At 66.7% G+C, this 19,411-nt stretch carries 19 protein-coding genes; 14 read left to right on the top strand and 5 right to left on the bottom strand.

The window, feature by feature from the left end:
* Positions 1 to 65 precede the first annotated feature (65 nt).
* Positions 66 to 797, top strand: a complete 732-nt coding sequence (locus tag FSZ31_RS06290) for an EF-hand domain-containing protein (protein ID WP_161595965.1) — start codon at positions 66 to 68, stop codon at positions 795 to 797.
* A 28-nt stretch (positions 798 to 825) separates the two neighbouring features.
* Here FSZ31_RS06290 and radC read toward each other — a convergent pair whose 3' ends face one another.
* Positions 826 to 1,530: a RadC family protein gene (radC, locus tag FSZ31_RS06295; RefSeq protein ID WP_147122319.1), complete on the bottom strand. Its 705-nt coding sequence runs from the start codon at positions 1,528 to 1,530 to the stop codon at positions 826 to 828.
* 170 nt (positions 1,531 to 1,700) lie between these two features.
* Between radC and FSZ31_RS06300 the strand changes: the two genes are divergently transcribed.
* The 12 genes from FSZ31_RS06300 (at position 1,701) to FSZ31_RS06355 (ending at position 12,241) form a co-directional block, all read left to right on the top strand.
* The gene (locus FSZ31_RS06300; RefSeq protein ID WP_147122321.1) at positions 1,701 to 4,907 is read left to right on the top strand and encodes an intermembrane phospholipid transport protein YdbH family protein; all 3,207 of its coding nucleotides are present in this window, start codon (positions 1,701 to 1,703) and stop codon (positions 4,905 to 4,907) included.
* A gap of 14 nt (positions 4,908 to 4,921) precedes the next feature.
* Complete coding sequence (locus tag FSZ31_RS06305) at positions 4,922 to 5,113, top strand: YnbE family lipoprotein (RefSeq protein ID WP_236643681.1); 192 nt, start codon at positions 4,922 to 4,924, stop codon at positions 5,111 to 5,113.
* Positions 5,113 to 5,496, top strand: coding sequence for a YdbL family protein (locus FSZ31_RS06310; protein WP_147122323.1), 384 nt, complete (start codon positions 5,113 to 5,115; stop codon positions 5,494 to 5,496). The genes FSZ31_RS06305 and FSZ31_RS06310 overlap by 1 nt, the downstream gene beginning before the upstream one ends.
* A 213-nt stretch (positions 5,497 to 5,709) precedes the next feature.
* The gene (locus tag FSZ31_RS06315) at positions 5,710 to 6,024 is read left to right on the top strand and encodes an AtpZ/AtpI family protein (protein WP_201739126.1); all 315 of its coding nucleotides are present in this window, start codon (positions 5,710 to 5,712) and stop codon (positions 6,022 to 6,024) included.
* A gap of 3 nt (positions 6,025 to 6,027) precedes the next feature.
* Positions 6,028 to 6,777 carry a F0F1 ATP synthase subunit A gene (locus FSZ31_RS06320; RefSeq protein WP_236643682.1) on the top strand — a complete coding sequence of 250 codons (750 nt, stop codon included), beginning with the start codon at positions 6,028 to 6,030 and terminating at the stop codon, positions 6,775 to 6,777.
* A gap of 36 nt (positions 6,778 to 6,813) precedes the next feature.
* Positions 6,814 to 7,038, top strand: a complete 225-nt coding sequence (locus FSZ31_RS06325) for a F0F1 ATP synthase subunit C (protein ID WP_147122327.1) — start codon at positions 6,814 to 6,816, stop codon at positions 7,036 to 7,038.
* A gap of 26 nt (positions 7,039 to 7,064) precedes the next feature.
* Positions 7,065 to 7,553: a F0F1 ATP synthase subunit B family protein gene (locus FSZ31_RS06330; protein ID WP_147122329.1), complete on the top strand. Its 489-nt coding sequence runs from the start codon at positions 7,065 to 7,067 to the stop codon at positions 7,551 to 7,553.
* A 9-nt stretch (positions 7,554 to 7,562) separates the two neighbouring features.
* Positions 7,563 to 8,153 (top strand): F0F1 ATP synthase subunit B family protein, encoded by a 591-nt coding sequence (locus FSZ31_RS06335; protein WP_147122331.1) that lies wholly within the window; start codon positions 7,563 to 7,565, stop codon positions 8,151 to 8,153.
* A gap of 100 nt (positions 8,154 to 8,253) precedes the next feature.
* Positions 8,254 to 10,206, top strand: coding sequence for an excinuclease ABC subunit UvrC (uvrC, locus tag FSZ31_RS06340; RefSeq protein WP_147122333.1), 1,953 nt, complete (start codon positions 8,254 to 8,256; stop codon positions 10,204 to 10,206).
* A 170-nt stretch (positions 10,207 to 10,376) separates the two neighbouring features.
* A complete protein-coding gene (gene recO / locus FSZ31_RS06345; protein WP_147122335.1) occupies positions 10,377 to 11,123 on the top strand; it encodes a DNA repair protein RecO in 747 nt (248 codons plus the stop codon).
* A gap of 145 nt (positions 11,124 to 11,268) precedes the next feature.
* Positions 11,269 to 11,667 (top strand): Co2+/Mg2+ efflux protein ApaG, encoded by a 399-nt coding sequence (apaG, locus tag FSZ31_RS06350; protein ID WP_147122337.1) that lies wholly within the window; start codon positions 11,269 to 11,271, stop codon positions 11,665 to 11,667.
* A gap of 19 nt (positions 11,668 to 11,686) precedes the next feature.
* Positions 11,687 to 12,241, top strand: coding sequence for a GNAT family N-acetyltransferase (locus FSZ31_RS06355; protein ID WP_147122340.1), 555 nt, complete (start codon positions 11,687 to 11,689; stop codon positions 12,239 to 12,241).
* Here the strand turns inward: FSZ31_RS06355 and FSZ31_RS06360 are convergent.
* The 3 genes from FSZ31_RS06360 to FSZ31_RS06370 all read right to left on the bottom strand — a co-directional run bounded on the left by FSZ31_RS06360 (position 12,213) and on the right by FSZ31_RS06370 (position 17,655).
* The gene (locus FSZ31_RS06360; protein WP_147122342.1) at positions 12,213 to 13,526 is read right to left on the bottom strand and encodes a serine hydrolase; all 1,314 of its coding nucleotides are present in this window, start codon (positions 13,524 to 13,526) and stop codon (positions 12,213 to 12,215) included. The genes FSZ31_RS06355 and FSZ31_RS06360 overlap by 29 nt on opposite strands.
* 106 nt (positions 13,527 to 13,632) lie before the next feature.
* The gene (parE, locus tag FSZ31_RS06365) at positions 13,633 to 15,636 is read right to left on the bottom strand and encodes a DNA topoisomerase IV subunit B (RefSeq protein WP_147122344.1); all 2,004 of its coding nucleotides are present in this window, start codon (positions 15,634 to 15,636) and stop codon (positions 13,633 to 13,635) included.
* Between the two features lie 39 nt (positions 15,637 to 15,675).
* Positions 15,676 to 17,655 carry a sulfatase-like hydrolase/transferase gene (locus FSZ31_RS06370; RefSeq protein ID WP_161595966.1) on the bottom strand — a complete coding sequence of 660 codons (1,980 nt, stop codon included), beginning with the start codon at positions 17,653 to 17,655 and terminating at the stop codon, positions 15,676 to 15,678.
* A gap of 192 nt (positions 17,656 to 17,847) precedes the next feature.
* Between FSZ31_RS06370 and FSZ31_RS06375 the strand changes: the two genes are divergently transcribed.
* Positions 17,848 to 18,531: a PspA/IM30 family protein gene (locus FSZ31_RS06375; RefSeq protein WP_147122349.1), complete on the top strand. Its 684-nt coding sequence runs from the start codon at positions 17,848 to 17,850 to the stop codon at positions 18,529 to 18,531.
* A gap of 108 nt (positions 18,532 to 18,639) precedes the next feature.
* Here the strand turns inward: FSZ31_RS06375 and FSZ31_RS06380 are convergent, their stop codons facing one another.
* Positions 18,640 to 19,335 (bottom strand): GcrA family cell cycle regulator, encoded by a 696-nt coding sequence (locus tag FSZ31_RS06380; RefSeq protein ID WP_147122352.1) that lies wholly within the window; start codon positions 19,333 to 19,335, stop codon positions 18,640 to 18,642.
* Between the last annotated feature and the right edge of the window lie 76 nt (positions 19,336 to 19,411).

The following is a 19,411-nucleotide window of genomic DNA, read 5'->3' on the forward strand; positions in this document are numbered from 1 at the left end:
CAGGCGCGGCGGCTATGGGAGGCGCCAAGCAGCGGCCCATCGGGCGGCACAACGGAGATGTGACGATGAAGACGACGACGACAATCGCCCTGATGCTGGCCGCTTGCGCCAGCGCCCCGCTGATCGCGCAGGACGCACCGACGCCGCCTCAGCAAGCCGCGGTGCCGCCGACCAAGGAGCAGATCGAAGCGCGACTCGCCGCCGCGTTCGCCAAATACGATGTCGGCGCCAAGGGCTATCTGAGCGTCGACGAATTCAACACGATGATGGAGCAGGAGGAAGGCAAGGCCGACCTCGCCCGGTCGCAGGCGGTCTATACCGATGCCGACGCCGACAAGAATGGCGAGATGTCGCTCGGCGAGTTCACCGGCTTTGTCATGGCGCAGGTCCAGGCGCGGATGACGCGTGGAGCCGAAGGTCCTGCCGCCAACGGCGGTGATCGTCGCGGCCAGATGCTCGCGCAGTTCGACGAGACGTGGGACCGGTTCGATACCGGCGCCAAGGGTTATCTGACGCAGGACGAATTCGTCGCGATGATGGCCGACATCCAGACCAAGATCCGCATCGCCCGCGTTGGACAAAATGCGGATGGTGGCGACGATGCCGCTCGCCCGCGCCGCGATCGCGATCCGGCACAGGCCGAGGCGCGCGCCAGGGCGAGCTTTGCCGAGGCCGATGCCGACGGCAATGGCGAGCTGACCAAGGACGAGCTCAAGGCGCAGTTCGCTGCGCGTGCCCGTCAGATGATGCAGCGCCGCGGCGAGCGTCCCGACAGCGGCGGCGGCGAAGAAGACTGACGCACGCGCCCGCTTCGATTGGTACGCGCTAGATCAATCCCAGCGCGCGCATGCTGGCGTGGCCGTCGCGGGCCATGACGATGTGGTCGTGGACCGCGACGCCGACCTTGCGCCCTGCCTCGATCAGTTCGCGGGTGATCGCGATGTCCTGCCGGCTCGGCTGCGGATCGCCGCTCGGGTGGTTGTGGACGAGGATCACCGCGCTGCTGCCGATGTCGAGCGCGCGGCGCAGCACCTCGCGGACATAGATCGCCGACTGGTCGATTGTGCCCTCGCTCATCACCTCGTCGCGCAACAGGCGGTTCTTGGCATTGAGGTGGAGGACGCGGACGCGCTCGGTCGACCGGTGCGCCATGTCGGCGCGCAGGTAATCGAGCAGCGCCTGCCAGCCCGACAGGATCGGCGTGTTGCGGATGCCGCTCGCCAGCAGCCGCAAAGCCGATGCTTCGACGATCTTGATCGCGGCGACGACAGCCTCGCCGGCGCCGTCGACGCGCGCGATCGCGGCGGGATCGGCGGCGACCAGCTGCGCAAAGCCGCCGAATTCCTTGAGCAAGCGCTTGGCGAGCGGTTTGGTGTCGCGGCGCGGGATCGCGGTGGCGAGGAGATATTCGACGATTTCGTGGTCGCCGAGCGCATCGCCGCCCTGGTCGAGCAAGCGTTGGCGCAGTCGCGCGCGATGCCCGGCGCCGTCGTGCCGCGGGATATTGGCAGGGTGCTCGCGCTCGGCCATGGCGATGTCCTAACCTGCCGCGCGCTCATGCTCAATCATCATGCCGCGCGGATCGATCAGGATCGCGACAAATCAGTGGCATGGAACAAGCGATAGGCTATCGTGGTTAGACCCTGACAGGCCTGCTTCGCGCGAAACCTGTCATTGCATCGACGAGGATTATCAGCGCTTTGGCAACCGACTTCACCGACGAGCCAGCGCCTGCGCTGCGCAGCCGTGTTCGGCGCGGCTGGGGTTGGTGGACGCTGGTCGCAGTCGCGACGCTGATCCTCGCGGCATTTGCCGCGGTGTGGCTGATGCGCGTGTCGATCGCCGGCGACTTCGTCCAGGGCGAGCTCGACAAGCGTGGCGTGCGGGCAAGCTACACGATCGACAAGGTCAGTTTCCGCACGCAGCGGCTGACCGATGTCGTCATCGGTGATCCCGCGCGGCCCGACCTCATCGCACGCAAGGTCGAGGTCGATATCGACCTGTTCGGTGGCCCCGGCGTGGCCGAGATCCGCGCCGACGGAGTGCGGCTCTATGGGCGTTTCATCGATGGCAAGCTGTCGCTCGGCGAACTCGACAAGTTTACCACGACGACCAAGAAGCAACCGCTCGGCCTGCCCGACCTGCGCGTTAGGCTGAGCGATGCGCGCGCCCGGCTGGAAACGCCGTGGTCCACCGTCGGGCTCAAGCTCGACGGGAGCGGCAACCTGCAGAACGGGTTCAAGGGCAAGCTCGCCGCACTCACGACAGGTATCCATGCGTTCGGCTGCCGGTTGGGGCGCACGACCGCCTATGTCGACCTTGCCGTCAGCAAGAAGAAACCGCGCGTCAAAGGGCCGCTGCGCGTCGCCGACATGGCCTGCGACAAGGGCCGGATGCGCGTCACCGCGCCGCAGTTCGGCGTGACCGCGAATTTCTCCGAAGAACTCGCGGTGCGCGACGCGACGTTTGATGTCGCCAGCGGTCCGATCGCGCTGCGCGGCAACCGGCTGGCATCGATCGGCGGTCGCATCGCGCTGTCGAACCTGCCCAAGACGGTGGCGACCGAGTTCGACCTTGCCGGCAAAAGCCTGGCGACGCCGTGGCTCGGCGCGCGCGGCCTCGGCATCAAGGGCCGGTTCGCCGCGGCCAAGGTTGTCGGCGCGAAGGATCCGCTCAAGTTCGACGGCGACATCCGGCTCGACCATGCGCGGGCGAGCGGTGCGACGATGCGCGGCATCGCCGGGCTCGACGGCGCGGGCAAGGGGACGCCGTTCGGACCGATCCTCGCGAAACTGTCGCTCGCCGCGCGGCGCGCCGCCAGCAACGCCGACGTCACCGCGCACGTCGATTTCGGGCGGCGCGACGGCAACCGTCAACAGCTCGTCGTTTCCGACCTCAATGCCCGCGCGGCATCGGGCGCACGCGTCTTCCTCGATCAGGGCAACGGGCTGATCATCGATCCGAAATCGGGCCAGTGGCGGCTCGACGGACGGCTGCGCGTGACCGGCGGAGAATTGCCCGAGGGCGCGCTACGATTGAAGAGCAGCGCCAGCGGCCGCGTTTCGGGCGAGGCATTGTTCCGTCCCTATAGCGCAGGCGATGCGAGCGTGGCGCTGACCCCGATCCGCTTCACCAGCGGCGGCGGTGGTGCGACGCATCTGTCGACGACGCTGACGCTGTCGGGCCCGCTGGCGGGTGGGCGAATCGACGGGGTCCAGCTGCCGATCGAGGCAAGCGTGTCCCCCAGCGGTCGCTTTGCTTTGGCGGGCGGGTGTACGCCGGTCAGCTATCGCCGCCTGCAGATATCGTCGTTCGTCACCGAACCCGGCAAGCTCACGCTTTGCGCCGAGGCAGGTCGACCGTTGCTGGCGATCGGATCGGGCGGCGTCGAGAGCGCCGCGACGATGGCCAATGCCGTGATCCGCGGACGGATCGGCAAGGCCCCGGCGACGCTCAAGGCCGACCGCTTCCGTTTTGGCCTGGCCGGGCAGGATTTCGCCGGTAGCGGCGTCGACATCGCGATCGGCGACCCTGCCGCGCCGGTAAGGATGCGCTTCGACCGGCTCGACGGCGCCTTTGTCGGCAGCACGATTCGTGGAACGATCGCAGGCGGCACGGGGCGGATCGCCAACGTCCCGCTCGACCTCGCCTCGGTCGCGGGCGACTGGAGCTATGCCGACAATCGCCTGACGGTGACCGGCGCGATGCGCGTCAGCGACATCGAGGCCGGCAGCGCAACCGGCGCACGGTTCGAGGAAATGGTCGTGCGCGACGTCACCTTCGTCCTCGCGGGCGATGCGGTGACCGCCAACGGCATGCTCGTCGAGCCGCTCAGCGGGCGCGACGTCGCCTCGCTCGACATCGTCCACAGCCTGTCGCGCGGCGTCGGCCATGCCGATATCGGCGTCTCGCACCTGGTTTTCGACAAGCCGTTGCAGCCGCCCCAGCTGTTCAAGAGCGCGCTTGGCGTCGTCGCCAATGTTCGCGGCGTCGTCGACGGGCACGGGCAGATCCGCTGGACCGGCGCGCAGGTGACGAGCGACGGCACCTTCCGCACCACGGGCATGGACCTCGCCGCGCCGTTCGGGCCAGTCGCGGGGATCACCACCGAGGTGCATTTCACCGACCTGCTCGGCCTCGTCACCGCGCCGGCGAGCATGACGGTCGCGTCGGTCAATCCTGGCATCGAGGTGACCGACGGCGTCGTCGATTACCGCCTGCTGCCCGATCAGCGGATCGGCGTCGCGGGAGCGCGCTGGCCGTTCGTCGGCGGGGTGCTGACGTTGCGACCGACGGTGCTCGACTTCAGCGAGAACCATACGCGCGACCTCGTTTTCGACATCAGCGGGCTTGATTCGGCCAAGTTCCTCCAGCGCTTCGAATTCGACAATATCACTGCGACGGGGATATTCGACGGGACGCTGCCGGTCAGTTTCGATCAGCAGGGTGGCAGGGTCAATCACGGGAAGCTCGATTCGCGTCCCGGCGGCGGCACGATCCGCTATGTCGGCGAGCTGACCAACAAGGACCTCAGCACCTATGCCAACATGGCGTTCGGTGTGCTCAAGTCGCTACGCTATGACGACCTGTCGATCGGCCTCGACGGCCGGCTCGACGGCGACATGGTGACCGACATCAAGTTTTCCGGGCTGAGCCAGGGCGAAGGCGCGAAACGCAACATCCTGACGCGGGCGATCGCCAAGATTCCGTTTGAATTCAATATCAAGATTACCGCGCCGTTCCGCCAGCTGATCTTTTCGGCGCGCAGTTACTATAACCCCGAATTGCTGATCGAGCAGAACCTCCCGGCGCTCAAGCGGATGCAGGACGAGGCGACGCGCGCAAGGCAGGCCGGGACCAAGGATGAACCGGGCGTTCAGCCCCCCGTAAGCGAGGATAAGCCATGACAGTAACGAGGGACATGAAGCTGGAGCCAAGAGCGACACTGCTGGGAACAGTTGCGATGGCGATGCTGCTGTCGGGATGCGTGACCGTTGAAGCGCCCGACAAACCGATCGTCATCAACCTGAATATCAACATCAAGCAGGAAGTCGTGTATAGGCTTGATGGTGAAGCCAAGGCGCTGATCGACGAACAAGGAGGTATTTTCTGATGTATCGATATGCAAAATGGATGGCGGGAAGCGTGGCGCTGGCGATGCTGGCGACGGCTGGCGCCGCCTATGCACAGCGCGACCCCGCTTATGAAAGCGCGCGCCAGTCGGGGGTCATCGGCGAACTGCCTACCGGTTATCTCGGCTTTGTCGTCACCCCGACCGCCGCGGTCCGGGCAATGGTCGACGACATCAACATCAAGCGCAAGGCGGCCTATACCCAGCGCGCGGCGGCGACCAACTCGACTGTCGAGCAGTTCGCCTTCACCACCGGCTGCAACCTGATCGCCAAGACCGCGCCGGGTGAGAAATACCAGTCGCCCGATGGCGTCTGGCGCACGCGCGGCAGCGAGCCGCCGATGCGCGACAGCCGCTGCCTGTGATGCGGCAATGAACGAACGGGGCGCTTTCGCATCTGCGAAGGCGCCCTTTTTCATGACAGCGCGCCGCCGCCTGTCGGCAATGGTTGACTCGCCCCGACCCGATTTCTAAAGGGACGCCATCCATGCGACCTGACGGGCGCGCGGACTGTGTCGCCGCGGGCAACCCGGCGACATCGTTTTATGAGCAAATTCTAGCCAAAGGGCACGCGGATTTTGGCCGACGAGCGCATCCACGACAGTGATCTCGACAAGCGGATCGCGGCGGCCAAGGCCGCTACCGAACGCGGGCATTCCTCCGAGGAAGCCCGCGCGGAGAATCGCGGCTGGGCGGTCGGCATCGAATTCGTCGGCGCGGTGCTCGTTTCGGGCTTTATCGGCTGGGGCATCGACAATTACGCTGGCCTCGGCACGTCGCCCTGGGCGATGATCGTCCTGCTGTTCCTCGGGTTCATCGCCGGCACGCGCCGCGCGCTCAAGACCTCGCAGCAGTTCGACACCGATCCCACCACCGGCAAAAGGGGACACTGAGCCATGTCCGGTCCGATGGAACAGTTTCAAATCAAGGTCCTTCGCCCGATCGAGGCGAACGGCTACGATCTTTCGTTCACCAACTCCTCGCTGTGGATGGCGATTGCGCTCGGCGTCGTCGCGATCTTCATGTTCGTCGGCACGATGCGCCCGCAGCTGGTTCCCGGCCGCTGGCAGGCGGCGGTCGAATATCTCTATGATTTCGTTCGCAACATGGTCGACGAGACCGTCGGCCCCGAGGGCAAGCGCTTTGCCCCGCTGATCTTCTCGGTCTTCATCTTCGTCCTCGCGTGCAACCTTCTCGGCCTGATCCCGTGGGTCGGCGCGTTCACCCCGACGAGCCATATCGCGGTGACACTGGGTCTAGCGGCGATCGTCTTCGGCATCGTCTGCATCGTCGGTTTCGCGCTCCACGGCTTCAAGTTTTTCAAGCTGTTCTGGCCCGCTGGGTCGGGCGTCCTGCTCGGCGCGTTCGTTTTCGTCATCGAGTTCCTCAGCTTCCTGAGCCGCCCGTTCACGCTCGCCATTCGACTGTTTGCCAACATGACCGCCGGGCACGTGCTGCTCAAGGTGTTCGGCACCTTCGTCGTGACGCTCGGCAGCTTCCAGGCATTGCCCTATGTGTTCGGCGTGCTGCCGCTCGCGGTCAACGTTGCGCTGGCAGCGCTCGAAGTGCTGATCGCGGTGGTCCAGGCCTATGTCTTCGCGCTCCTCGCATCGCTCTATCTGAACGACGCGATCAACCTTCACTGATTTTCAACTTCGTAATCCAACCTAAAGGAATTGAACATGGATCCTGAATCAGCACGCGTCATCGGCGCCGGTCTTGCAGCCATCGGTGCCGGCCTTGCCGCCATCGGCGTCGGCTCGATCTTCGGCCAGTATCTCAACGGCGCGGTTCGCAACCCCGAAGCCGACGCCAAGATGGGCGGACGCCTGATCTTCGGCTTCGCCGTGACCGAAGCTCTCGGCCTGATCGCCGCCGTCGTCGCGCTCGCCCTCGCGTTCTCCTGATCGCGAGCTAGACACCGGTCCAGGTCATGCCCCAGTTCGATTTCGCCAACGTCTTCCTGCCGCAGTTCGTGTGGCTGGTCGGCTTTTTCGCGTTGCTCTATTTCGGCATCGTGAAGCTCACCCTGCCGAAGCTCGGCAAGGTGATCGACACGCGTGAGGGCAAGGTCCGCAGCGACATCCTCGGTGCCGAGGCGGCCAAGGCCGAATCGGACAAGATGGCCGCGGATTACGCCGCCGGGATCGCCGCCGCGCGCGACGATGCCCGCGCGGTGCTGACCGCGGCGAAGGCGAAATCGGCCAAGTCGGTCGAAACCAAGCTCGCCAAGGCGGGCGGCAAGACCGATGCGATGATCGACGACGCCGAAACGCGGATTGCCGCCGCGCGCGGCGCCGCGATGGGCGAGATCGAGGCGGTCGCCGCCGAGGCAGCGCAAGCGATCGTCACCAAGCTGACCGGCCTGCAGCCCGCCAAGAGCGACGCGCAGGCAGCGGTCAAATCGGCGATGGCCGCGTAAGGATCGACGATGACCGTAACCGACACACATAGCGGAGCCATCGGCAGCAACGTCGTCGCCGAAGGCGCGATTGCCGGTCACACCGAAGTGGCGAGCCATGTCGGCGATCACGGCCCCGAACTGCTCGGTTTCAATGCCGAGCAGTGGGTCTGGGTCTCGCTGACGATCTTCATCGTCCTGGCCTTCACCGTCGGCAAGGCGTGGCAAAAGATCACCGCCGGGCTCGATGCACGGATCGCCGATACCAGGCGGACGCTCGACGAGGCCGAAGCACTGCGCAACGAAGCGGGCCTGCTGCTCGCCGATGCGAAGAAGCGTCACCAGGCCAGCGCCGGCGACGCGACCAAGATCGTCGAAGGCGCGCAGGCCGAAGCCGCCGCACTCGTCGCGCAGGCCGAGGTCGACGCCAAGGCGCTGATCGCGCGGCGCGAGCAGTCGGCCAAGGAGCGCATCACCGTCGCCGAACGTCAGGCGATCGCCGATATTCGGGCCACCGCGGTGTCGGCAGCGGCAACCGCCGCGGCACAGCTGATCGAAGGCAAGCTCGACGCCAAGGGTGACACCGCGCTGGTCGACGAGGCGATTTCGTCGCTCAACTAGAGCATCGCCCGATTTCGAGCGTGACAATCTCCTGTGGGAGAGGGCCGGGTTTTCCCGGCCTTTTTCTTGCCCGCGGCGCGCGAACGCCTAGATAGGAGCGATGACGCGCACACCCGCAGGCCGACCCGACAATCCCGGTGCCGCCGAACGATTCAACGAAGAGAAATCGGTCTATGTCGTGCAGGGCGCCGACAAGCCCGACCTTGACGCGGGCGTCGCCGCGATCCGCAACGTCGCCCAGACGCTGCCGTCGCGGCCGGGCGTCTATCGGATGCTCGATGCGCGCGGCGATGTTCTGTACATCGGCAAGGCGCGCGCGCTCAAATCGCGCGTGACGACCTATACGCAGGTATCGCGCCTGCCCAAGCGGCTCAGCCGGATGGTCGCGCAGACGCGCAGCCTGACGATCGTCACGACCAACAACGAGGCCGAGGCGCTGTTGCTCGAGGCGCAGCTGATCAAGCGCTATCGCCCGCCGTTCAATGTGCTGCTGCGCGACGACAAGAGCTTTCCCTATATCTTGCTGCGCGAAGACCACGCGTTTCCGCGGATCCAGAAGCATCGCGGCGCGCGGCGCGCCACGGGGCAGTATTACGGGCCGTTTGCCAGCGCGGGGTCGGTCAACCAGACGCTCAACGCGCTGCAGAAACTGTTCCTGCTCAGGAGTTGCACCGACAGCTATTTCGCCAACCGATCGCGCCCGTGCCTGCTTTACCAGATCAAGCGTTGTTCGGCGCCGTGCGTCGGTCGGATCGACGAAGCCGGCTATGCCGAGCTGGTCGATGACGCGCGCGCCTATCTCGACGGCAAGTCGACCGAGGTGCAGGCGAAGCTGGGCGTCCAGATGGAGCAGGCCGCCGAGGCGTTCGATTTCGAGATGGCGGCGGTGTATCGCGACCGGCTCAAGGCGCTGACCTTCATCCAGGGCACGCAGGCGATCAACGCGGCGGGGCTGGGCGATCTCGACATCTTCGCGCTCGCCGACCAAGACGGCCAGGTTTGCATCCAGGCATTCTTCATCCGTGGCGGGCAGAACTGGGGGCACCGCACATTCTTCCCCGCGCACACCGCCGAGGTGCCGCTCGAAGAGGTGCTGGCGAGCTTCCTGATCCAGTTCTACGAGGCCGCGCCGCCACCCAAGCTCGTCCTGACCGATCGCGAACCCGAAGGCTGCAAGGTGCTCGCCGAGGCGCTGGCCGAGCTTGCCGGGCGCAAGGTCGAGATCGGCGTCGGCCAGCGCGGCGAACGGCGCAAGCTGGTCGAACAGGCGGCGCGCAACGCGCGCGAGGCGCTCGACCGGCGGCTTGCCGAATCGACGACGCAGGCGCGGCTGTTGCGCGGGCTGGCAGAACTGTTCGATCTCGATGCGCCGCCGGGGCGGATCGAGATCTACGACAACAGCCATATCCAGGGGACCAATTCGGTCGGCGCGATGGTCGTTGCGGGGCAGGAGGGTTTCCTCAAAGGTGCCTATCGCAAGTTCAACATCAAGCGGGCCGAGACCGCGCCGGGCGACGATTTCGCGATGATGCGCGAGGTCTTCCACCGCCGCTTCGCGCGCGCGCAGGAAGAGGATCCCGAGCGGATCAAGACCGACGGCAAATGGAGCTGGCCCGACCTCGTCCTGATCGACGGCGGCAAGGGACAGCTGTCGGCGGCGCAGGATGCGCTTGCCGAACTGGGGATCGAGGACCTCGCGCTGGTCGGCGTCGCCAAGGGGCCCGATCGCAATGCCGGGCGCGAGACGTTCTTTCTGCCCGGCGGGCGCGAGTTCACGCTGCCACCCAACGATCCGCTGTTGTTCTACATCCAGCGGCTGCGCGACGAGGCGCATCGTTTTGCCATTGGTGCGCACCGGACCAAGCGCGCCAAGGCGATGGGATCGAGTCCGCTCGACGAGGTTCCCGGCATCGGTCCGGCGCGCAAGAAGGCGCTGCTGATGCATTTCGGCACGGGCCGGGCGGTACGCAATGCGAGCCTTGCCGACCTGCAGCAGGCGCCGGGGGTCAGCGCCGCCGTCGCGCAAGCGGTGTATGATTTCTATCATGGGTGAGGATGGACCCTCGCCCCTTAGGGGAGAGGACAGCGGAGCTTGGCGCCGCATGCGCTTAGCGCAGCTTGGAGAGGGGCGGCGTCCGGACGCCCCCCTCTCCCAACTTCGTCTAGATGGCTACGCCAGCAAGACTTCGTATCCCTCTCCCCTGAAGGGGCGAGGGTTTTAATATGCCGCGGCTGATCGCCCCTGCCATCGTCTGTTCGGTGCTGGCCAATGGCGAGCATGGTGCGGTGGCGCGCTTGCTGACGCGCGAGGCGGGGTTGCTGGCGGGCTATGTCCGTGGCGGGCGATCGCGGCGGCTCAAGCCGGTGCTGATCCCGGGCAACCTGGTCCAGGCCGAGTTTCGCGCGCGGACCGAGGAGCAGCTGGCGCAGCTGACGGTCGAGCTCGAGCACAGCCGCGCGCCGTTGCTCGCCGAGCCGCTGGCGAGCGCGGCGATCGACTGGACGACGAGCCTCGTTGCCGCCGCACTGCCCGAGGGTCAGCGCTATCCCGAACTGTACGATGCGCTCGGCGGCGTCCTCGACGCGGTCGAGGCGGCGCCCGCGGCGCGCGGCTGGGCGCAGGCATTGGTCAGTTTCGAGCTACTTCTGCTCGAACGGATCGGCTTCGGGCTCGACCTGTCGCGCTGCGCCGCGACCGATGCCAGCGGCGACCTCGCCTATGTCAGCCCCAACAGCGGCGCCGCGGTCTCACGCGCTGGCGCGGTGGGGTATGAGGCGCGCTTGCTCGCTTTGCCCGCGTTCCTGACCGAGGGCGGGACGGGCGACTGGGAGGCGATTTTCGCGGGGCTGGCGTTGACCGGCCACTTCCTCGCGCGATCGCCCGTTGCCGAACGCCGCGTCGACGTGATGGAGACGCGCCGGCGGCTGGTCGACCGGCTCAAACGCGTCCACGCCACCGCTTCCCTTTAGGGCAGGGGCCGGGGATGGGGTGGTTCCTCAGGCGACGCATAAACTGGATTTTCCCCACCCCAACCCCTCCCCTGAAAGGGAGGGGCTATGGAGCGGCTCCTGCTCCGAGCTTGACGCTAGGCCCGCCATCCGCGACACTTGGGCCATGAAAGCGTTCTTCCCCTATGCCGAGACGACGGGCGATTGCACCGTCCGCGTGGCTGTGTCGTACCTTGCCGACCAGTCTTTGCCGAGCCAGGGGCGCTGGTTCTGGGCCTATCATATCCGCATCGAGAACCATGGTCGCGAGACCGTCCAGCTGCTGTCGCGGCGCTGGTCGATCGTCGACGGTCGCGGCGCGGTGTCCGAAGTCGAGGGCGAAGGCGTCGTCGGCGACCAGCCGGTGATCGAGCCGGGGCAAAGCTATGACTATGTTTCGGGCTGCCCGCTCGGCACGCCGACCGGGGCTATGCAGGGCGCCTATGTCATGGCCGACAGCGAGGGCGAGGAATTCGTCATCGCGGTGCCGCGCTTTCCGCTGACCGCCTCGATGGCGCAAAACTGATCGCCGCGGCGCGACCGCAATGACGACATTGCCCATTTTGACGACCGAACGGTTGCGCCTGCGCGCGCTCCGTCCCGACGATGCCGAGAGCCTGCACAATGCGTTCGGCGATGTCGAGCTGATGACCTGGTGGTCGAGCGCCCCCGATGCGACGGTCGACGACACGCGGCGCCGCGTTGCCGCCAATAGCGACAGCGACGCCTATCCGACCTGGGCGGTCACGCTGGCCGACGATGATCGCGCGCTCGGCTGGGTCGTGTTCATCCCGCGGCGGAGCGGCATTCGCGAAATCGGCTATATCATGCGCCGCGACGCCTGGGGGCAGGGCTATGCCCGCGAGGCGGTCTCGGCGGTGATCGACTATGGTTTCGGCGATCTCGGCCTGCGGCGGATCATCGCCGATACCGACCCCGACAATGCGGGATCGAACCGGCTGCTCGAGACGCTGGGGTTCACCCGCGAAGGCCGTCTGCGTGCCGAATGGGAGACGCATATCGGCGTGCGCGATAGCTTCATCTGGGGGCTGCTCGCCGACGAATGGCGCGTCAGTCGGACGCCGCCACGAGGCGAATAGCGCGCGAGGCGATGAGGAACATCTTGCCGTCGGAAAGCGGCGCGGCCGGATCGTTCCAGCTGGCCGAGACGGCGTACCAGCGTCCGGCCTTGTCGCGCAGCAGGTAGCTCGTGTTGAGCACACCCGATTCCGAGCCGCCCTTGTAACCGACATAGGCGAATTCCTGAGCGACCTGATCGGCGACACCGGCGTTGATCGCGAGGATGTCGCGCGTCGCCTGGTCGCCGTTGCGACGCAGCCAGTCCATCACGCGGACGAGGTCCTCGGGCGAGGCGAACCATTCGATGCTGTCGATCCAGCGCGGGTTGCCGCTGAAGCGGTCGGCCTCGATCGTCGCGCGATCGACGCGGGCGATCTGCGGCAGCAGCGCGCGCCGCGCCGCCTCGTTGCCGGCCATGTAGGCTTCGGCAAGACTCTCGTCGGTTGTGCCCTTGAGCGCGAACATGTCGTAGGTCGACAGCATTGGCCGGTTCGACGCGGCGTGGGCGTTGCCCGCGGCAACCATCATCGCCTCGACATTGTCGCGGCCAAGCGTGGCAAGCAGCGTGTCGGTCGCGGTGTTGTCGCTGATCGAGATCATCAGCCCGGCGAGCGTATGGAGCGTCAGCGGCGACCCCTGGGGCCAGTTCTGCAACATGCCAGAGGGCAGCGAGCGCCGGTCGAGCGTGACGACGTCGTCCCAATGGCGCGTCCCCGCCGCGATCTGCCGTGACAGTTCGGCAAGGATGTAGAGCTTGAATGTCGATCCGATCGCGGTCGCCTGATCGCCGCGCTCGCGGACCAGCCAGGTCGGACCGCTCTCGTCAAGCCGCGCGACCGCGAGCGATGCATGGCCGGGCAGCGCGCGCAGGTCGGCAACGACCTTGGCCATGTCGTCGCCGATCGTCTCACTGCCCTTGAACAGCAGCGTCGTGATCCGGTGCGGCGCATTGGGTTCGATGCCGATGTCGAAAGTCGCGACCGCCCGGGTGAAGGCAATGCGGACGGTGGCACTGTTTTCGCCCTGTTCGGCAATGCTTTCGATGCCGACGGGGTCGCCGAGTTCGGCCTTGAGCTGCCCGGTGATCTCGACGAGCTTTGCGGGCGGCAATTGCGCCAGCAGCGATGGCGCGAAAACCTCGGCAATGTCCGCCTTGCCGCCGAACAGGGCGACGATGCTGTTGGCGCGCAGGGTCAACGGGCCGGCGGTTTGCTGTGCCGCGACCGGCATCGGCAATGTGACGAGAGCCGCCGTGCCTGTCGCCATTGCGAGGCTGGCGAGGAAGCGTGCGGAGGAGCGAAGCATATGAAAACCTTTTGAATATCAGGCGCGTGTATTATTAGCCTAATACGTCCAGACAGTCTGTCAACCGTCGCTGGGCAGGCAACGGTCGCACCCGCGGCAAGCAGCGTCAGGCGTCGATCGCGTCTTCTTCGAGGCTGGCGGCGTTGGCCTGGATGAAGGCGAAACGGTGCGCGGGGTTGGTCCCCATCAGCCGGTCGACGAGGTCCTTGACCCCGGCGCGCTGCTCATATTCCTGCGGCAGCGTGATGCGGATCAGGCCGCGCGTTTCGGGTGCCATCGTCGTTTCGCGCAATTGCTGCGGGTTCATCTCGCCGAGACCCTTGAAGCGGCTGACCTCGACCTTCTTGCCCTTGAACTCGGTCGCCTCGAGCTCGGCGCGGTGCGCGTCGTCGCGGGCGTAGGCGCTCTTGGCTCCGGCAACGAGGCGATAGAGCGGCGGCTGGGCAAGGAAGAGGTGCCCGCGTTTGACGATGTCGGGCATTTCCTGGAAGAAAAAGGTCATCAGCAAGGTCGCGATATGCGCGCCGTCGACATCGGCGTCGGTCATGATGACGACGCGTTCGTAGCGCAGCTGGTCGGCGTCGCAGTCCTTGCGCGTGCCGCAACCGAGCGCGAGCGTCAGGTCGGCGATTTCCTGGTTGGCCATGATCTTGGCGTTGGTTGCGCTGGCGACGTTGAGGATCTTGCCGCGGATCGGCAGGATCGCCTGCGTCTTGCGGTTGCGCGCCTGCTTGGCGCTGCCGCCGGCGCTGTCGCCTTCGACGATGAACAGTTCGGTGCCCGCGCTGTCGTCGTTGGCGCAATCGGTGAGCTTGCCGGGCAGGCGGACCTTGCGGCCCGAGGTCGCGGTCTTGCGCTTGACCTCGCGCTCCTGCTTGCGGCGCAGGCGCTCGTCCATCCGTTCCATGACATAGCCGAGCAGCGCCTTGCCGCGGTCCATGTTGTCGGCGAGGAAATGGTCGAAATGGTCGCGCATGGCGTTCTCGACCATCCGTGCCGCCTCGGGGCTGGTCAGGCGGTCCTTGGTCTGGCTCTGGAACTGCGGGTCGCGGATGAAGACGCTGAGCATCAGCTCGGCCCCGGTGACGATGTCCTCGGCCGAGATGTCCTTCGACTTCTTCGCGCCGACAAGATCGCCAAAGGCGCGGATGCCCTTGGTCAGCGCGGCGCGCAGCCCGGTTTCGTGCGTGCCGCCGTCGGGGGTCGGCACGGTGTTGCAATACCAGCTATACGACCCGTCCGAATAGAGCGGCCAGGCGACTGCCCATTCGACGCGGCCGCCCGACTGGCCGCTCTCGGTATCGGGGAAGTCCTGCGATCCCGAAAAGAACTCGGTCGTCGCACAGGCGCGCTCGCCGACCTGTTCGGCGAGATGATCGGTCAGGCCGCCGGGAAACTGGAACACGCCTTCGGCAGGCGTGTCGTCGGTGATGAGATCGGGATCGCATCTCCAGCGGATCTCTACGCCCGCGAACAGATAGGCCTTTGACCGCGCCATGCGGTAGAGGCGCGCGGGCTTGAACTTCGCGCCCTCGCCGAAGATTTCGAGGTCGGGGGTAAAGGCGATCGTCGTGCCGCGGCGATTGGGTGTCGGGCCGACCTTTTCGAGCGGGCCGAGGGCCAGGCCGCGCGCGAAGCTCTGACGATAGAGCGTCTTGTCGCGGGCGACTTCGACGACGGTGTCGCTCGACAGCGCGTTGACGACGCTGACGCCGACGCCGTGCAGGCCGCCCGATGTGGCATAGGCCTTGCCGGCGAACTTGCCGCCCGAATGGAGCGTGGTCATGATGACCTCGAGCGCCGACTTGTCGGGGAATTTGGGATGCGCATCGACCGGGATGCCGCGGCCATTGTCGGCGACGGTCAGGCGGTTGTTCGCCTCGAGCGTGATCTCGATGCGGTTGGCGTGGCCCGCGACCGCCTCGTCCATCGAGTTGTCGATGACTTCGGCGGCGAGATGGTGGAGCGCACGCTCGTCGATCCCTCCGATATACATGCCGGGACGGCGACGCACGGGCTCGAGCCCTTCGAGCACCTCGATCGAGGATGCGTCGTAATCGGATTTAGCGGTTGGAGCGCCCCCCAAGGCGCCGAAAAGATCGTCGGCCATGACACCGGCTATAGGGGGCGGGGAGTCGGCCCCGCAAGGTCAATCTGGCGCGCTGGTCGGGGTTTTGCGATGCGCCTGCCAGCGCGCGTTCGACCACAGGTCGATGAGCGCACGCGCGCGGCGCTTCTGCGTCCGATTCAACGCATCGTCGGTCAGCTCGCTATGGCCGCCGTCGAACGACCAGGTGCCGCGTTCGGGATTGTAGCCGATCCGCCCCGACGCATCGACCAGCCCGATCCGCGCGGGCGTGTCGAGATCGCCGATATGCTGAAGCACGGGGCGTTCGGGCAGGCGCGGCGGCCGGTTGGAGAGGATGTCGACGAGCAGGTCGCGTAGATCCCACAGGCCGGCGAATTTTCCCTCGACGCCGCGCACGTTGGTCACCGCGACGGTCCGCGTCTGGCTGTCGTTGAGCATGTGGCCGTGACCAAGGAAGCCGTCGTCGAGGAGCGATTCGCCGTGGTCGCCGACAACGAGCAGGACGGTGTTGTCCCATTGTCCCGAGGCCTTGAGCCGGGTGATCAATGCACCCAGCGCGGCATCGGACCAGGCGACCGCGTTGTAATAGGTCCGTGCGAGCGTGGCGCGATCGGTGCCGTCGGTGATTGCGCTGCGCGACAGCGGCGACGGCTCGACGAGGTTTTCCATGCCGTCGTGCCAATAGGGAAAGTGCGGCGACTGGAAATTGAAATAGGCGAACAACGGGCGGTCGGTCGGCGCCTTGCCGAGCCGTGCGTCATAGGCCGCGAGCAGGCGTTTCTCGTCGACCAGCAGCGATCCTTCGGCGGCGAACGCGCCCGCGCGCTGGTCCTGCAAGACGTGCGCGTCGACCATCGGGTCGGCGGCGGCGCGCATGCCGGTGACCGCGGCGATACCGCCGAAGCTTTCGGGCTGGCCCGAAAAGACCGCGACGCGATAGCCGGTACGCTTGAGCAGCGGGAACAGCGAGGCGCCCGGATGGGTCGGGGCGATCTCACCGGTGAACAGGCTCTTGAGCGAGGCGGTGGTGAAGCCGACATGGCTGTAGGCGGGAAAATGGCTGCCCTGGCGGGCGAGCGCCTCGAGATTGGGCGCGACGACCTTGCCGTGGACGCGCATTCCCAAAACGTCGCCGCGCATGCTTTCGATGACGACGATGACCAGGTTCTTGGGCTGCGCGGGCAAGGCGAGCCTGGCATGTGGGTGGGGCGCGACGACCGCGGTGAAATCGCCGCCGATGCCGTCCTCGTCGCGGCCGTTGTCGGGAATGTCGAGCGCGAAGGGATAGCGCGCGGCGTCGAACGGTGCGGGGTCGCGCGTGAGGCCGAAGACGCCATAGCCGTCGCGGTCGAAATCGGTCGCGAGATCGAGCACGCCGCGCACGGCGGCGAGCGTGACGAAGCGTTCGGCAACGAAGCGCGTGTCGCCGATCCGGTCGGCGATGGCCATCAGCGGAACGAGGGCGACGAGCCCGGCGGCAAAAGCGATCCGCCAGCGGCGCGAGACGCGATAGAGGCGGCGTGAGGCTGGGGCATCGCGCCGCGCCGCCCAGCGCATCGCCCATGCTGCAAAAACGATGGCTGCTGCCGCCAGCGCGATCGCCAGGCCCTGTCCGGCGAGGATGTAGAGCAGCGCGTCGGTCATGCTGCCGCCGCCGAGATCGCGCATCACGCGAAAGCTCATCGCATCGGAAATATAGCGCATCACCTCGTAGCGCGCGACGATCAGCGCGACGAGGATGCCTGGTACGAGCAGGCCGAGGTTGAAGACGAACAGGAGCCCGTTCCAGCGGCGGCGGTGAAGCTTGACGACGATCCACGCGACCGCGGCGGCGAACAGCAGGTTGCCGAGTAGCAGCAGCGGCGCGAACGCGGCCCATTCGATCGGCGTGTCGAGCGTGCGCGATGCACCGAAGCCGCCGGTAAAGACGCCGAACTTGCGGTTCGCGAGGCCGAGCTCGAGAAAGCTCGGCACGGCGAACAGCACAATGAAGGCCGCGCCACGCCATGCAGGCGCCACGGCGCGCTGCGGCGTGCGCATATTTGCTGTTCGATTCCCGGCCATAGCCCCCCTTAATGCGGGGAGGTAAATATCGCGTTTTCCACTGTCAAACGCCGCGACGCTGATCTCGCGTTGCCCCGTCGACCGCGATGAGTGGATCGCTTGACCGTTATTTACTGCCTGACTATCATCGCTTTAGCTCGGTTTTACGGTGAGCGTGGGGGAGGAAATATGCCAGCATCGATCTTCATGCGGGCGCGTCATGCGTTCGCCGCCAACCTGGAACTCGGACTGTCCGGTGCCGAGCAACGCAACCAGGCGAGCTTGGCGCGCTATTCGGTGCGCGAGGTCGAGCAGGCCGAAGACGATGCCCGCGACCAGCGCTTCGCCGCCGAACGCCGCCGCGACGCGGCCGAACAGCGCGAGGCCGAATTGGCCAAGGACATCGCCGAATGGGGCGAGAAGGCCGAATATTCGCTGTCGAAGGACCGCGAGGACCTCGCGCGTGCAGCCTTTGCGCGCCAGATCGACCTGGAACGCGAGCAGGCGCGACAAGGCGAGACCAAGGCGCAAGCCAAGCGCGAGATCAAGCGGCTGCAGGCGCTAGGCGAAGCCTTGGCGCAGCGTCGCCAGGAAATGGCGGAACAGCTGCGCTCGGCGACGGCCGATCGGGGAAGCTCGTTTGCGCGTGACGACGGAGCCGGGTGCGACACGGTCGAGCAGACCGTGGCCAAGGCCGAACAGCGCTTCGCCCGGATTATGGACGACCTCACCCGCGATCCGCCGGCGTCGAGCGACGACAAGGCGGCTTTCGCGGAAATCGATGCGATTCGCCGTGAAGACGCAGTCTCGCAGCGGCTCGCGGCTATGAAGTCGGGCAGCGCCAAGGCCAAAGCCGGTAAGAAAAAACGCTAGACTTGCCAGTGCTGCGTTGAATTCAGCGCGCCGACGAAGGGCAGGAAGCGACGCCCTCCCGAACGCGGGGAGGGCGCGCATTCGTGCGTGCCCGATCGGCGTGGCGGGTTAGCGGACGCGCGGGCCGCCGAACGGGAGCGGCGGGGGCGGGCGGCGCGTGCCGCGTGGCAGCTGCGCCTGATAGGCGCGACCGCAATGTTCGACGCAATAGGGGTAGCCCGGATTGACGTCGACGCCGCAGAAATGGAAATCGGGCTCGCCGGGATGGCCCATCGGCCAGCGGCAGATCCGCTCGTTGAGATCGAGCAGGCCGGTCTTGTCGGCAATCTCGGCGCTCGGCTTGGCGGGCACGCGGCGACGCGGCGGAGCGGGCGGGATCGGCGGCTGCTGATCGCCGGGACCCTGACGCAAGAAGCCGCCGGGGCCGACCGAGACGATCTTGGGAGTCGAGAACTTGCTGTCCTCGGGCAACGGCTGCGACTGGACGCCCGACGCAGCGGGACGCGGCGCGGCGGGCTCGGCGGCACGCGGCGCGGGGGCCGGGGGCGGAGCCGGAGCCGCGGTTGGCTTGCGCGCCGGAGCGGGCTTGGCGGGCGCAGCCTTGGCGGGTGCCGCCTTCTTGGCGGGCGCCTTGGCATCGGCGGCCTTGACCGGCGATGGCCGCGACTTGAGGCCGAGACGATGCGCCTTGCCGATCACCGCGTTGCGGCTGACGCCGCCGAGATCGTCGGCGATCTGGCTAGCGGTCAGGCCCTTTTCCCAGAGCGATTTGAGCTGGTCGATACGTTCGTCGGTCCAAGCCATGTGGCGGGGCACCCTTCTTGATAAATGCTGATGGCGCGCATGCCGGTGGCAGCGCGCGCCCGTCTCTGCGTGGCGA

The sequence above is a fragment of the Flavisphingopyxis soli genome (assembly GCF_007995095.1).
In the GTDB taxonomy this organism is placed as follows: domain Bacteria; phylum Pseudomonadota; class Alphaproteobacteria; order Sphingomonadales; family Sphingomonadaceae; genus Flavisphingopyxis; species Flavisphingopyxis soli.

Excerpts from the sequence above, each read along its gene's own strand:
- FSZ31_RS06360 (WP_147122342.1), bottom strand. The coding sequence starts at position 13,526 with ATGCTTCGCTCCTCCGCACGCTTCCTCGCCAGCCTCGCAATGGCGACA.
- parE (WP_147122344.1), bottom strand. The coding sequence starts at position 15,636 with ATGGCCGACGATCTTTTCGGCGCCTTGGGGGGCGCTCCAACCGCTAAA.
- FSZ31_RS06290 (WP_161595965.1), top strand. The coding sequence starts at position 66 with ATGAAGACGACGACGACAATCGCCCTGATGCTGGCCGCTTGCGCCAGC.
- radC (WP_147122319.1), bottom strand. The coding sequence starts at position 1,530 with ATGGCCGAGCGCGAGCACCCTGCCAATATCCCGCGGCACGACGGCGCC.
- uvrC (WP_147122333.1), top strand. The coding sequence starts at position 8,254 with ATGACGCGCACACCCGCAGGCCGACCCGACAATCCCGGTGCCGCCGAA.
- FSZ31_RS06375 (WP_147122349.1), top strand. The coding sequence starts at position 17,848 with ATGCCAGCATCGATCTTCATGCGGGCGCGTCATGCGTTCGCCGCCAAC.
- FSZ31_RS06370 (WP_161595966.1), bottom strand. The coding sequence starts at position 17,655 with ATGCGCACGCCGCAGCGCGCCGTGGCGCCTGCATGGCGTGGCGCGGCC.
- FSZ31_RS06310 (WP_147122323.1), top strand. The coding sequence starts at position 5,113 with ATGTATCGATATGCAAAATGGATGGCGGGAAGCGTGGCGCTGGCGATG.
- FSZ31_RS06330 (WP_147122329.1), top strand. The coding sequence starts at position 7,065 with ATGCCCCAGTTCGATTTCGCCAACGTCTTCCTGCCGCAGTTCGTGTGG.
- recO (WP_147122335.1), top strand. The coding sequence starts at position 10,377 with ATGCCGCGGCTGATCGCCCCTGCCATCGTCTGTTCGGTGCTGGCCAAT.
- apaG (WP_147122337.1), top strand. The coding sequence starts at position 11,269 with ATGAAAGCGTTCTTCCCCTATGCCGAGACGACGGGCGATTGCACCGTC.
- FSZ31_RS06355 (WP_147122340.1), top strand. The coding sequence starts at position 11,687 with ATGACGACATTGCCCATTTTGACGACCGAACGGTTGCGCCTGCGCGCG.
- FSZ31_RS06380 (WP_147122352.1), bottom strand. The coding sequence starts at position 19,335 with ATGGCTTGGACCGACGAACGTATCGACCAGCTCAAATCGCTCTGGGAA.
- FSZ31_RS06335 (WP_147122331.1), top strand. The coding sequence starts at position 7,563 with ATGACCGTAACCGACACACATAGCGGAGCCATCGGCAGCAACGTCGTC.
- FSZ31_RS06320 (WP_236643682.1), top strand. The coding sequence starts at position 6,028 with ATGTCCGGTCCGATGGAACAGTTTCAAATCAAGGTCCTTCGCCCGATC.
- FSZ31_RS06325 (WP_147122327.1), top strand. The coding sequence starts at position 6,814 with ATGGATCCTGAATCAGCACGCGTCATCGGCGCCGGTCTTGCAGCCATC.
- FSZ31_RS06305 (WP_236643681.1), top strand. The coding sequence starts at position 4,922 with ATGAAGCTGGAGCCAAGAGCGACACTGCTGGGAACAGTTGCGATGGCG.